This is a genomic window from Stenotrophomonas sp. STEN038 (assembly GCF_056759895.1).
In genome coordinates, this window is record NZ_JBRRDW010000080.1 from 1 (window position 1) to 13,430 (window position 13,430).

The 13,430-nt window shown below is 65.4% G+C and carries 10 protein-coding genes and 2 tRNA genes; 4 read left to right on the forward strand and 8 right to left on the reverse strand.

The genetic code is table 11. The annotated features are described in order from the left end of the window. Positions 1-213: 213 nt before the first annotated feature. The 3 genes from ACVOLS_RS20320 to ACVOLS_RS20330 all read right to left on the reverse strand — a co-directional run bounded on the left by ACVOLS_RS20320 (position 214) and on the right by ACVOLS_RS20330 (position 3,856). A complete protein-coding gene (locus tag ACVOLS_RS20320; protein WP_481547127.1) occupies positions 214-1,815 on the reverse strand; it encodes an N-acetylmuramoyl-L-alanine amidase in 1,602 nt (533 codons plus the stop codon). Positions 1,816-1,895: 80 nt separating this feature from the next. Further along, entirely contained in the window at positions 1,896-2,375 is a 480-nt protein-coding gene (gene tsaE / locus ACVOLS_RS20325; RefSeq protein WP_481547128.1) for a tRNA (adenosine(37)-N6)-threonylcarbamoyltransferase complex ATPase subunit type 1 TsaE, read from the reverse strand. 8 nt (positions 2,376-2,383) lie between these two features. After that, positions 2,384-3,856 (reverse strand): NAD(P)H-hydrate dehydratase, encoded by a 1,473-nt coding sequence (locus ACVOLS_RS20330; protein WP_481547129.1) that lies wholly within the window; start codon positions 3,854-3,856, stop codon positions 2,384-2,386. Between the two features lie 23 nt (positions 3,857-3,879). On the opposite strand from ACVOLS_RS20330, the gene queG reads away from it, so the two are divergent. The 3 genes from queG (at position 3,880) to xseA (ending at position 6,852) form a co-directional block, all read left to right on the forward strand. Next, positions 3,880-4,962, forward strand: coding sequence for a tRNA epoxyqueuosine(34) reductase QueG (gene queG, locus ACVOLS_RS20335; protein WP_481547130.1), 1,083 nt, complete (start codon positions 3,880-3,882; stop codon positions 4,960-4,962). Positions 4,963-5,021: 59 nt separating this feature from the next. After that, complete coding sequence (locus ACVOLS_RS20340; RefSeq protein WP_481547131.1) at positions 5,022-5,396, forward strand: hypothetical protein; 375 nt, start codon at positions 5,022-5,024, stop codon at positions 5,394-5,396. 85 nt (positions 5,397-5,481) lie between these two features. Then, positions 5,482-6,852 (forward strand): exodeoxyribonuclease VII large subunit, encoded by a 1,371-nt coding sequence (gene xseA / locus ACVOLS_RS20345; protein ID WP_481547132.1) that lies wholly within the window; start codon positions 5,482-5,484, stop codon positions 6,850-6,852. On the opposite strand, the gene ACVOLS_RS20350 is transcribed toward xseA, so the two are convergent. The 3 genes from ACVOLS_RS20350 to ACVOLS_RS20360 all read right to left on the reverse strand — a co-directional run bounded on the left by ACVOLS_RS20350 (position 6,843) and on the right by ACVOLS_RS20360 (position 11,061). Then, positions 6,843-8,057, reverse strand: coding sequence for a virulence factor family protein (locus ACVOLS_RS20350; protein ID WP_481547133.1), 1,215 nt, complete (start codon positions 8,055-8,057; stop codon positions 6,843-6,845). The genes xseA and ACVOLS_RS20350 overlap by 10 nt on opposite strands. Positions 8,058-8,142: 85 nt before the next feature. After that, positions 8,143-9,057, reverse strand: a complete 915-nt coding sequence (locus ACVOLS_RS20355; RefSeq protein ID WP_481547134.1) for a M48 family metallopeptidase — start codon at positions 9,055-9,057, stop codon at positions 8,143-8,145. A gap of 66 nt (positions 9,058-9,123) precedes the next feature. After that, complete coding sequence (locus ACVOLS_RS20360) at positions 9,124-11,061, reverse strand: SUMF1/EgtB/PvdO family nonheme iron enzyme (protein WP_481547135.1); 1,938 nt, start codon at positions 11,059-11,061, stop codon at positions 9,124-9,126. Between the two features lie 96 nt (positions 11,062-11,157). On the opposite strand from ACVOLS_RS20360, the gene rnd reads away from it, so the two are divergent. Continuing rightward, positions 11,158-12,240 (forward strand): ribonuclease D, encoded by a 1,083-nt coding sequence (rnd, locus tag ACVOLS_RS20365; protein ID WP_481547136.1) that lies wholly within the window; start codon positions 11,158-11,160, stop codon positions 12,238-12,240. Positions 12,241-12,529: 289 nt separating this feature from the next. Here the strand turns inward: rnd and ACVOLS_RS20370 are convergent. Both ACVOLS_RS20370 and ACVOLS_RS20375 read right to left on the reverse strand, forming a co-directional pair. Continuing rightward, positions 12,530-12,605: transfer RNA gene (locus ACVOLS_RS20370), tRNA-Phe, on the reverse strand. A 250-nt stretch (positions 12,606-12,855) separates the two neighbouring features. Beyond that, a tRNA-Ala gene (locus ACVOLS_RS20375) sits at positions 12,856-12,931 on the reverse strand. Positions 12,932-13,430: the final 499 nt, after the last annotated feature.

Genomic DNA, 13,430 nt, shown 5'->3' on the forward strand with positions numbered 1-13,430 from the left:
CCACCCCCACCCCCCCCTCGCCCGCCGGGCGAGGTCCGCGTGGGGCGCGCCCCAACCCCCCCCCACACCCCCCCGCACCTCCGCCCCGCGGCCGGGGCCCCCCCCCCCGCTCCCACAAAAAGCAAAAAATCCGACGCCAGCACCCTGGCATCGGATTCAAGATGTCTCATTGCCAGAAGCTCCGCCAGAAGCGGGCTTCAATCAAGCTCTGCCTTACTTGCTACCACCAGCAACCGTGCCAGCCGCTGCATCCATCTCGGCCTGCGCGCGGGCGGCAAACAAGGTACCCGGTGGCGGCTGACGACTGAAGAAGGTATGCACGCCATCCAGCACGGCACCGGCGATACGACGCTGATAGGCCGGATCAATCAGGCGGCGCTCCTCATCCGGGTTGGAGATGAACGCGGTTTCGACCAGCATCGCCGGCATATCGGAGGTACGCAGCACGGCGAAGTTTGCCCGCTCAAGGTTCGGCTTGTGGTTGTTGCCGATACGCTTGAGGCCACCGAGCACGTGCCCGGCCGCATCTTCCGACGCCTTCATGTTGCCGCTCTGGGCCAGATCCAGCAGTACGTTGGCCAAGGTACCTTCGGTACGACTGAGGCTGACGCCACCGATCAGGTCGGCGGCATTTTCCTTGTCCGCCAGCCAACGCGCACGCTGCGAGGACGCGCCCTTGGTCGACAGCACATAGACCGAAGAACCCGTCGCTGAGCGATTCTCGGCCGCATCAGCGTGGATCGAGATGAAGATGTCGGCCTTGGCCGCACGCGCACGCTGGGCACGCATCGGCAGCGGGATGAACACGTCGGTGTCGCGGGTCAGGAACGCGCGCAGGCCCGGGGTAGCGTTGACCTGACGCGCCAGCTCACGTGCAACGGCCAGCGTTACGTCTTTCTCGCGCTTGCCGGTAGGCCCGACGGCGCCCGGATCCTGGCCGCCATGACCCGGATCGATGGCCACCACCAGGTTGCGCATGCCCGGCGCCATGCGAATTCGTGACGCGTCACTTGGCATCACCGGACGCGGCGAAGGCGTCTGCGCCGCGGCAACCGGTGCGGTGGCAGCAGGTGCCGCAGCTGCCGGATTTGCCACGATCGGGGTCGGTACGCCGGTAGCAATGGTGGTGCGGACCGGAGTGCCCTGCCCGTTGAGGATCGCCGCCGCTGAAGACGTCGATGCAACCATCGGCGGATTGCCGCTGTTGGCAGCGACAGTCGTTGTGGCGACCGGGGCCGCTTGGACCGGCGCCGGCGGCGTGGTCGCTTGCTGACGCACCGCTGCGGTCAATGCAGCCGTGGCACGGGCAGCTTCGGCGCGTGCCTGCTCGGGATTCACGACCGCTGCGGCAACCGGCGGCACGCTTGCCGCTGGAGCAGTTGCGACGGGCGCGGCGGCGGCAGTTGCACGCGGCGCGGTTTCACCCGGCCACTCGATCAGCAATTTGGACTCGGCTCCCTGCCCCTGCATCTGCGGCTTGAAGGCTGCCACGGATTCGGCCAGGTCGAACACGATGCGGAAGGTGCCGGGGACCGGATTGCCGGTGCGTACTGCAGTGACCACACCAACAGCCGCAGGCAGCTTGAGGCCGCGCACGCCGGTGGAGTCGGGGAAATCGATGACCAGACGGTTGGGACCGGCCAGGCTGATGGTCTTGTAGCTGCCACCACCGGCCAACTGGATCTCGGCGCGGGTGCCGGTTGCGCCAGCACTCAAACCCAGCCCACGGACCTCACCGGCCCACGCGGATGCGCTGGCCAGGCAGAGGCCGGCAACGGCGACAGACAATGCGAACAGGCGGTTTCCCGTAGTCATGGGCGGATTCAATCACCGGATTTCGGTAATTGCAACATTTTTTCCCTTAATAATCCGCAACCTGCCGTAACTTCCTGTTGTTACAGGGCAGGAAGCCCCTGCAAGTGACCCGTTTTGCGCAGGCGCTGCAACCAGTCCTCACCCGTCGGGCTATGTGCCTGCAGGCTTGCCCGGCGGCCGTGGCCGTCGATTTCCAACGCCACCACCAGATCCAATGGCGGCAGACCGCCGGCCCCGCGCTCGGGCCATTCGATCAGCCAGAGGTTGGCACTGGCGTCATCCAGGCCGAGGAAATCCAGCTCGCCGGCATTCCCGATCCGGTACAGATCCAGATGCCAGGCTTCGCCGGTATCCAGCGGATAGCGCTCGATCAAGGTGTAGGTGGGGCTGCGGATAGGCCCCTGCACGCCCAACGCGCGCAGCAGGGCACGGGCCAGGGTGGACTTCCCGGCGCCCAGGTCACCTTGCAGATGAACCACCGCCTGCGCGGGTCGGGTCTGTGCCAGCGCCTGACCCAGCAGGTCGGTGCTCTCGGCTTGGGGCAATGACAATTCGATCATGGGACACATTATGGATTGGCAAGGGTGCGCAGGTGCGGCAATAGATCGCGCGGCAACAGCCCACGCTCACCTTCGGCGGCCGCCGCATCGCCGGCCAGGCTGTGCAGCAAGGCACCGGTGCTGGCGGCATCAAACAGCGACAGGCCCTGGGCCTGCACCGCGGCAATAGCGCCGGTCAGCAGGTCGCCCATGCCGCCAACCGCCATGCCCGGATTACCCGCGGCAATCACCCGTGGTAGCTGGCCGGGCGCGGCGATCACCGTGCCAGCGCCTTTGAGCACGACCACTGCCGCATAGCGCGCTGCCAAGGCATGCGCTGCGGCAAAGCGATCACGCTGGATGCTGGCGGTATCGGTGCCGAGCAGGCGCGCGGCCTCACCGGGGTGCGGGGTGAGAATCGCCTGTGGGAGCGGTCGCGGATCGGCGGCCAGCAGATTCAAACCATCGGCATCCAGCACCAGCGGCTTGCCGCTGGCCAGCACCGCCGACCACAAGGCATGCGCCCAATCATCCTGGCCTAGTCCAGGCCCCAGCGCGATGGTGCTTGCACGGACCAGCAAGCCTGCGAAGTCCTCCGAGCTGTCGACGGCATGCACCATCGCTTCGGGACAGCGCGCCAACAATGGCGCCACATGCAGCGCACGCGTTGCCACGCTGCATAGACCGGCACCACTGCGCAGCGCGGCCTCGGCAGCAAGCATCACCGCGCCGCCGCTGCCGTGGTTGCCGCCTACGCACAGCACATGCCCGGATTCGCCTTTATGCGTATTGAGCCGACGCGGTGGCAGCACCTTCAGCAACTGCGGCCTGGCCCAGCGCAACGCGCTCGCGCTGACACCCTCAAAGGCGACAGCCGGCACCTCCAGATCAGCCAGCAAGCGCTGCCCGGCATGCTCCAGCGCCGCGCCTGTGTGCAGTCCCTGATGCGGCACGATGAACTGCAATACCCGCGCCGCACGCACCGCCGCGCCGGCCACGTTGCCGCTGAGCGCATCAACGCCACTGGGCACATCCAGCGCGAATACCGGCCCTGGAGCAGCATTCATTGCTGCAATCAGGGCTGCGTCATCGGTATCGGGCGCGCGGTTGAAGCCAATGCCGTACAGCGCATCGACGATCAGGTCGGCCTGCTGCAGGCATTCCATGGCGATCTCGACGTGGCCACCCACGGCCAGATAATCGGTGCAGGCGCGCTGCGCCAAGGCTGTACGCGGCGACGCGTCCGGCAGATGCAGCACGCTGACGTCGCGTCCGGACTGGCGGGCGTGACGGGCCAGCACATAGCCGTCGCCGCCGTTGTTGCCCGGCCCGCACACCACCACGATGCGCCGCGCCTGCGGCCAATACTGCAGCGCGGTCTGCCAGGCGGCGTGACCGGCACGCTGCATCAGCACATAACCATCGCCACCCAAGGCAGCGGTAGCTTGCCCATCAATCTGGCGGGCAGCGGCGATATCGAACAATTCGACGGGCTCTGACATGCCGGCAATTCTATACTTGCGCCATGTCTGAAGCCGTTACCGCCGCAAATCCGGCGCAGCTATCGCTGCGCATCCGCCAGCTTGCCCGTGAAGCAGGCTTCCAGCGCTGTGGGGTCAGCGGCATCGAGCTGGGCGAGGATGAAGCACATCTGGCCGATTGGCTGGGCAAGGGTCTGTACGGAACGATGGAGTGGATGGCCCGCCACGGCACCCTCCGCGCGCGCCCGAATGAACTGCTGCCGGGCACGCTGCGGGTGATCTCGGTCGGCATGGATTACGGCCCCAAGGAGGATGCCGAAGCCTGGGCGACCTTGAATGACAGCGAACGTGCCTATGTGGCGCGCTACGCGCTTGGCCGCGACTACCACAAGCTGATGCGCAACCGCCTGCAGAAACTTGCCGAGCGCATCGCCAGCGAGATCGGTCAATTCGGCTACCGGGTCTTCGTCGATTCGGCGCCGGTGCTGGAACGGGCGCTGGCGCGCAATGCCGGATTGGGCTGGATCGGCAAGCACACCTGCCTGATCGACCGTAACGGCGGTTCGTGGTTTTTCCTAGGCGAAATCTACGTCGACCTGCCGTTGCCGGTGGATGTGCCGGCCACCGCGCATTGCGGCAGCTGCACGCGTTGCATCGATGTCTGCCCCACCGCCGCCATCATCGCCCCGCATCGGCTGGATGCACGCCGCTGCATCTCCTACCTGACCATTGAACATGAAGGCGCGATTCCGCTGGAAATGCGCCCTCTGATGGGCAACCGCATCTATGGCTGCGATGACTGCCAGTTGGTGTGTCCTTGGAACAAGTTCGCCCAACGCACCGACGAGCCGGACTTCCGCGCCCGCAACAATCTGGATACCGCCACCCTGCCCGAGCTGTTTGCCTGGGAAGAAGACGAGTTCCTGCGCCGTACCGAAGGCAGCCCGATCCGTCGCAGCGGCCATGAGCGCTGGCTGCGCAATATCGCGGTGGCACTGGGTAATGCCGCCCCCTCGCCCGCCGCGCAGCAGGCGTTGCAAAGCCGCCAGGCGCATGCATCCGAAGTGGTGCGCGAACACGTGCAGTGGGCCTTGCAGCGGCACGCTGACGCCGCGCAGAAGCCTTAGCACCACGGCCTATGCGATTCCAGCACCATCACTCCCCTTAGCCGCCACAAGGAATGTGAATGAACAACGAACTGTTACCCGCTCCCTGCGCCATCGCGCCTGGGGACAAGCGCAGCCAAGCCCAGCTGGTCGGAGACGACCTGCTTCGCCACTACGGCAAGCGCAACTTCTACTCGGTGCAACAGGTGCGCGACGCCAACCGGCGCAACAAGATCGACCTCGATCTCGCATGCTGGTCACATGCTCTGTTCAACACCCATTCCGACTTTGACCAGTTGCATGCAGCCAGTGGTGAAGCCTGCGACTACGCCGCAATGAAAGCAGAGATGCTGCGCTCGATGGCCACCGACAGTAACGCGAGCTGGTTTGATTTCGACCTGTCCTGGCTGGATTTCCCCGATCTGGACATCTCCCTGTTCGATTTCTTCGACTAGCACAGTCGCTCCCGTAAGATAGCGGCCGTCAGCTCGTCTGCGCCCCCAGCGTGGCCGAGCGTCCTACCGGCATAGCAGTTCAACCATGACCTCCAGCAACGACGTCCTCACCCCCAACCAGCTCAACACCTTGGCGCGCGACCTTCTGGAGAGCACGTTCCCGATGGTCTGGGTGGAAGGCGAACTGGGCAGTGTCAGCCGGCCCGCCTCCGGGCATCTGTACTTCACCTTGAAGGACGCGCGCGCGCAGGTGCGTGCAGCGATGTTCAAGCCCAAGAGCCAGTGGTTGAAGTTCCTCCCGCGCGAAGGCATGCGCGTACTGGTACGCGGCCGCCTCACCCTGTACGAAGCACGCGGCGACTACCAGCTGATCCTCGATCACATGGAAGAAGCCGGCGAAGGCGCATTGCGCCGCGCCTACGACGAACTCAAGGCCAGGCTCGAAGCCGAAGGCTTGTTTGACCCAGCACGCAAGCGACCGCTGCCGGCGCATGTGCGCCGTCTGGCGGTGATCACCTCGCCCAGCGGCGCAGCGGTACGCGACGTACTGAGCGTGCTGGAGCGCCGCTTCCCGATGCTGGAAGTCGAGCTGCTGCCGTCGCTGGTACAGGGTGCCACCGCTGCCCCGCAGATCACCTCGCTGCTGCGCCAGGCCGACGCCAGCGGCCGTTACGACGTGATCCTGCTGACCCGTGGCGGCGGCTCGCTGGAAGACCTGTGGGCCTTCAACGATGAGCAGCTGGCGCGTGCAGTCGCTGCCAGCAACACGCCGGTGGTCTCGGCGGTAGGCCACGAAACCGACTTCAGCCTGAGCGACTTCGCCGCCGATCTGCGCGCGCCGACGCCGTCCGTGGCCGCCGAGCTGCTGGTGCCGGATCAACGCGATCTTGCGCTGCGGGTGCGCCGGCTGGCGCAGCGCCTGCAGCAGCTGCAGGTACACGCGATGAGCCAGGCCATGCAGCGCGCGGACCGCGCCGCGTTGCGGCTGCAGGCACACAGCCCACAGGCACGGCTGAACCTGCTCAAGCATCGACAGGAAGCCGCCTTCGCACGCCTGCACGCCACCTGGCAACAACAACAGGAACGTCGCGCGGCCCGGCTCCGGCATGCCGCCACCGTACTGCGCAGCACCCAGCCACAGCGACGCTTGAACGCATTGGCCGAAAAACTGGCAACCCTGGCACCGCGCGCCCATGCGGCGATGGCGCGCCAGTTGCAGCGCGATGCATTGCGTCTGCGCGGCGTCGCCCGCTCACTGGAAGCGGTGAGCCCCCTGGCTACCGTGGCGCGTGGTTATTCGATCCTGACTACGCTTGAGGACGGCGCCCTGGTCCGCAGCGCCGAGCAGGTCAAGCCCGGCGAACAGCTGCGCGCCCGTCTGGCAGAAGGCGAACTGCAATTGAGGGTTGAGCAGATCAGCGTAAAACCAGCGCCCGGCGATTCCACTCAGGGCTGAGCCGGCGCCGCGTCCCAACGATCGACAATGATCCGCGCCAGCTTGCCCGGGTCACGATCGAAGTGATGCCCACCGGGGAGCTCAACCACCTGCATATGCGCATCACCTCGCAGATCGCGGCAAAGGCTGTCTTTCTCATCGACGCCGTAAATGCACTGGTGCGCGACCAGCTGCAAGCCGGCCAACGCAGGCTGCACAGGCACTTCCTGGGCACGGAACCAGCCCAGCCAGCCTCCTACGCGCACCTCGAAGTCGGCGCCGTGGGCAAGCCCCAACAGCGACACCAGCCGCACCGAGCGGCGCTGCTCCCCGCTGAGCAGCGGATAGGCGAACGGCAACACATCCGCGCCAAACGAATAGCCAACCAGCGCCACGTCGTCAGCCTGCCAGCGCTGCCGATAGGTACGCACCACATTGTCCAGATCGGCACCTATCTGGGCGGCAGTACGTTTCTTCCAGAAGTAGCGCAGGCTGTTCCAGCCGACCACCGAAATGCCGCGTTGGTTGAGCTCGTGCGCCAGCCCCTTGTCCAGATCACGCCAGCCACCGTCACCGGAGATCAGCACCACCAGCCGCTTGCTGCCTGCTACCGGCATCTCGACCAAAGGCAGCGACGCGACGCCCTGTGCAGGTGAGGCGTTCAGCGCCATGGGTACCGCAGCCAGCAACGCATCCGCCGGCAAGGACTTGACCTGGACAGCGGCCGCTCCTCCAACGCAGCTGACATTGTTCGATGCGACGCTATCCGCAGAAACCAAGGCTGCAGCAAACTCGCCAGGTGCAGCACCGGCTGCGCTGTCGCGCACCAAGCCGGCACTGCTGCCCTGACCCAGCAGTACCGGCAGGAAGAACTGCTCGGCACGCTCGCGCTTGAGCAGCTTCTGGGCAAGCAACGCCGCATCGTCGGCCATGGCCCGGCAGCTGCCATTGCCCTTCTGCAATTGCTGTCGATAACGCGCCGCGTCCACCACCGCCACCCATGCGCCAGTGTGCGCCACCTGCCCGGCAAACTGCCTGCGCTGCGCCTGCGGCAAGGCCGGGTCTGCGAAATAGATCACCAGACCATGCGCCGAGGCCGGCGGCTCCACCACCTGCACGCGGCCATAGCGGCCAGCGGACAGCGGCTTGCCATGTGCCGCCCAGCCACAACCGACCACCACGATGATCAACAACACGCCCAAACCCAGCAACGCACCACGTCGCATCCACTACCTCTGGCCACAAAGCAAGAACGCCGGCGAGCATCCTCCGGCGTTCGTTATGTCCTTGTGCAGCCCGCTGCGGCGCTTGCTACCTTGCTGCCGCTCCGGCATTACAGAAGCGCTGCTTGTACTCCAGCGCTTTGGGCATCAGTGCCTGCAGGTTCTGGATGCGGGTACCGGGATTGGGGTGGGTGGAGGAGAACTCCGGCGGCGCCTGCCCGCCACTGGCCTCACTCATGCGTTGCCACAGCGGCACCGCTTCCTCCGGGTTGAAGCAGGCGGCTGCGGCCAGCATCAACCCGACTTCATCGGCCTGGGTCTCATGCGACCGCGCATACGGCAGCAGGTAACCGTAACCCATGGCCGACATCATCATCTGCTGTTGCTGGCCATCCATGCCGCTGGCGGCGCCGGCCATCTGCCCTATCTGGGTCAGCTTCTGCTGGGCCATGCGCTGGGCACCGTGGCGCAGCAGCGCGTGGGCAATTTCGTGACCCATCACTACTGCCAGTGCATCAGCGTTCTGTGCCACTGGAATCAAGCCGGTATAGACGGCCATCTTGCCGCCGGGCAGGCAGAAGGCATTGGCCTGATCGGACTGCAGCACGTTCACATCCCACTCGAAGTCCTTGGCGAAGTGCTGCGGCTGCAAGCCGTGCTCCTGGGCGAGCGAGGTCTCCACCACGTCGACCTTGGCGATCAGGCGATTGGCGATCTCGCGCACCTGGCGGGCGATCTGCGAATTGGGGTCGACCGGGCGTTCCTGCGCCAGGATCTCCTGGTAGGCCTGCAGGCCCAGCGCCTTTTCCTCGCTGGCATTGAGCGAGCTGTCGATCAGCACCTTCTCGCCGGTATACGGGTCCACCGAGCGGTTGCCGAAGTAATAGCAGCCGCCATAGACCGCGAAGCCCAGCAGGATCACCCAGCGGATATTCCCGAACAGGCCGCCGCCACGCCGACGTTGGCCGCCATTGCCTTGGTTACCGAAAGGATCTTGTCGCATGGTTGGATTCCGTCTTGGCCGGGCTGGCCGTGGCCGATGGTAACGCTAGCGTACGCCGCGGCAAGGTCAAATTCCGCGTACCAGACGGAATCCAATGCGCGCCGAGGTGACATCCGAGTCCTGTGACTGCCGCCACGCCGCGCGGGTCTGCTCCGGCGCATTGGCCCAGTTGCCGCCGCGGATCACCCGTTGCCGGCAACCCGGGTTGTACCAGGCCGCGCCATCGGCCGGTGCACGCCGGTAACTGGCATGCCAGCAGTCGGCCACCCACTCGCTGACATTGCCGCTGATGTCGTGCAGGCCCCAGGCATTGGCGCGGAACATCGCCACCGGCGCGGTGCCCCAGAATCCGTCGCCGTAGCCGATGAAGGCGTTGTTCCAGTGGCGGCCGCTGGGCGATACGTCGAGGCTGCCGGTGAAGTTGCCGCTGTTCTCCGGTGGCGTCATCGAGCGCCCCCACGGGAAGCGCCCCTGGCTGCCGGCACGCAATGCATATTCGAACTCCGATTCGCTGGGCAGCCGGTAATAGCGCCCCGTCTGCTCGCTCAACCAGGCCGCATAGGCCTCGGCGTCGCGCACGCTGACATGCATCACCGGGCTGTTGGGTGCCGCTTTGACGCCGTTGTAATCGGACTGCCAATCCACCCCGCTGCGGCGGATGAAGTTACCGCTGCGCTCGTCATAGACGATGGAATGGCCGCGCCGGGTCGCACGCGGACGCGCCTTGGCCGCTTCCACGAAACGGCGGAAATCAGCCACGGTGACCTCGGTGATCGACATCGCAAAGCCGCGCTCGAAGTTCACCAGATGCTGCGGGCGCTCGGCATCGCTGCTGCCGATCTCACCCTCGGTCGCCCCCATCTGGAAACTGCCATACGGCACCACCACCATCTGCGGGCCGCGACTGCCTTCACTCAAGGCATCACTGAACACCTGGCCCGGGCGGAAGCTGCCGTAATGGGTGACCAGTTCGATGCGTTCGCGCAGCAGGGCCACGGTACGGTCGCCGGGCAGCGCGATGCGTTCGGCCTGGGCCAGCTTCAGCCGCGCATCCTTCAAGCCCTTGGACGACACCAGATCACGCAGGCCGCCTTCGCGCAGCGCATCAAGCTGGGCGGTGCGGATGCCTTCGATGCGCGCACGTGCATCCTTCAAGGTCACGGCCTCGCCACGGATGGTGGTGGCCTTGTCCAGCCAGCGCGCGGCCGCCTCGAAGTCCGAGTCCATTGCCGCGGCATGTTCAGCACGGCGGATCAGGCCGCTCTCCACCGCCGCCAAGCCCTGCCGGGCGCGGCTGTTGAGTGGGTCGGACGCCAGCACTTCGCGGAACGCCGCCTGTGCGCCCCCGCCATCCTCGCCAAACTGGTGTTGGCGCAGCGCCTGCTCGCCTGCACGGTTCAGCGCCAGCAACCGCCGCGCCACTGCGATGCGCTGCTGCAAGTCCTGTTCGGCCTTGCCCTCGGGCGCCAACGCCACCGCTACGCCAGCGATCTCGGCAGCTTGGGCCAGGGCCTGGCGTTGATTCTCCGGTTGTGCCATCAAGGTAGTGGCCTGCGCGCGCAGGCGTTGCCGGGCCTTGTCCAGGCCGCGCTGTGCGGCCCTGTCGTTCGGCTGCTGGGCCAGGATCGCCAGGTAGAGCGGAATGGCGTCCTCGGCGTCGCGGTACAGCCTGTCCTCGGCCAGCGCCTTGTCGGCCGCCTTGCGTGCTTCGGCCAGCTCCCCGGGCTGCAGGCTGACTTCCGGCGCGTCCCAGACCGGCAGCGTGATGTCCTCAACCTGCGGCGTGGGATCGGGCGTTGCAGGCTCCGCCTTGGTAGCAGCGGCCGCCCCGGCCTTGGCTTCGGCGCGCGCTTCAGCCCTGGCTTCCAGCCGCTCGCTCAAGCTGGGTTTCTTTGCAGGCTCCGCATTTGGCGCAGCCGACGGCGGCTGCGGCGCACTGCCGCCACACCCCGCCAACGCCAGCAATAGCGCGGTCAGACCCAACAATTGGCCGGTTTTACCCAAAAACGCCTCCATCACCTTGCATACTCTCCCGGGAGCGGCCCGACGTTAGGCTATTCTCGCCTGCCTGAGCAAACCCTGCAGTTGACGGAACCCCACGTGGCTTACTGGATCAAACACCCGGCGGAGTTGGAAGAACGCTACCGCCAGCGCCCGAGCCGGATCGGGCTGGACACCGAATTCATCCGCGAACGCACCTACTGGCCGCAGCTGGCCCTGGTGCAGATGGCCGTTGGCGATGAAATCCTGCTGATCGACCCGCTGATACCCGGCATGTGCGAGGCGCTGAAGCCCTGGCTGACCGACACCTCGATCACCAAGATCATGCACAGCGCCAGCGAAGACCTGGTCGCCTTCAAGTGCGCCTGCGACGCGCTGCCGCGGCCGCTGTTCGACACCCAGATCGGCGCGGCACTGGCCGGTATTGGCGGCGGCATGGGCTACCAGAAGCTGGTGGCCGAAATTACCGGCGTCACCCTGCCCAAGGGCGAGACCCGCTCGGACTGGCTCAAGCGCCCGCTCAGCGACGCGCAGCTGGAATACGCCGCCGACGACGTCGAATACCTGTTCGCCATGCACGACGCCATCAGCGCCAAGCTGCAGGCCGCAGGCCGCATGCGATGGCTGCAGGACGATGGCGAGCGCCTGCTGGCCAGCGTCGAGGGCGACGAAGGCGAGCATTGGCCGCACCTGTCGATGCGCTCCTCGCAGGTGCTGGAGCGCGAAGCCCAGCTGCGCCTGCTGCGCCTGCTGCGCTGGCGCGACCAACAGGCACGCAGCAGCGACAAGCCGCGCAGCTGGATCCTGGACAACGAATTGGCCAACGTGCTGGCACGCACCCCGCCAGCAGACTACGAGGCCATGCTGAAAGTTTTCGGCCGCTTCCCCAAGGCCCCGCGCAAGCTGGCCCAGCAGGTATGGGAAGCACTGAACACCCCGCTTGCCGACGAAGCCGACGCACCGATGGCGCTGCCAGCCACCGACGCCAACAAGAACACCATCAAACGCCTGCAGGATGCGGTCAGCAAGCGCAGTGCCGAGCTGGAACTGCCCGAGGGGCTACTGGCCTCGCGCAAGCACCTTGAAGCACTGCTGGAAAGCGGCGAATGGCCGACCGCGCTGGCCGGCTGGCGTCGCGAACAGCTGGAATCCGTACTGCGCCCATTGCTGCCAAGCAACTGAGCACCAAAGCCCCGACCAGGTCGGGGCCGCTTCAACTGTAGTGCCGAGCCATGCTCGGCAAAATCACAAAAGAACGCATGCACACACACTTGTGGGAGCGACGTAAGTCGCGAAGCAATCGATCCACAAGATCGCAAGCCCTCTCTGCAGTTTCAGCAACCCCAGCTTCGCGGCTCACGCCGCTCCCACAAACCGCAAACCCAAAGCACCACCACAATCGCAACCGGCACAAATCCGCCGAAAACAAACAACAAAAAAGGGCTCGCATTTCTGCGAACCCTTGAAATTTTGGTGGCCGAGGACGGAATCGAACCGCCGACACGGGGATTTTCAATCCCCTGCTCTACCAACTGAGCTACTCGGCCACTTTGTTTTGTTTTCGTCGGCGTTGCTGCCGTCGAGGAGGCGTATATTACGGAGCTATTTCGGTTTCGGCAAGCCAATTTCACAAAAATTTTCACATTCGCCGAAAATTCCTCGAAATGCCTTGTGTAGCGAGACTTCCGCCGCTGCAGCCATCTCGCCGCATGGCGAAAATTTCACCAGAACACCCACTTCCAGCGCAAAAACGCAAAGAAGCCGCATCATCCGATGCGACTTCTTTGCTCGAAGACTTGGTGGAGCGGAGGAGGATCGAACTCCCGACCTTCGCATTGCGAACGCGACGCTCTCCCAGCTGAGCTACCGCCCCACACGGTGAACCGAGCATAGCGCTGTTGTCCGCGTCACGCAAAACGCTCCAGCCCGGATCGAACACGAGCGACGACCCGATGGGGGGGGGATCGGGCCGCCGCCCGAGGGCGCGATGGGCTACCCAGCAACATCGCCGTGGTTGTGACACAACTTAGGTGTCCACGGATCAGGAACGGGGGCAAGGGGGACCACGGCGGGTTTGCCACTACCCCACGTCACCCGCCGTAGTGATCCGTATCCAACCTCCGACCACACCGACTTCCCATCTTGGCGATAAGTCAATTTACGAACCCAGCTCAATTCGAATCCGGTTGAAAAAACCTCAGGTCAAGACCTATCAGCCCCACGAGCGCCCCTGCTAAATTCCGATGCTCAGGTGCGAGGCTTTGGAGTTCCCAGGATTTCCTAGACAGAGCTAGCCTCTGTTGGGGGTAGCATTGGGAGACAGTCATGTCTGCAGGCAAGATCACCAGCAAGACCCGGCAAGCCTACAAATT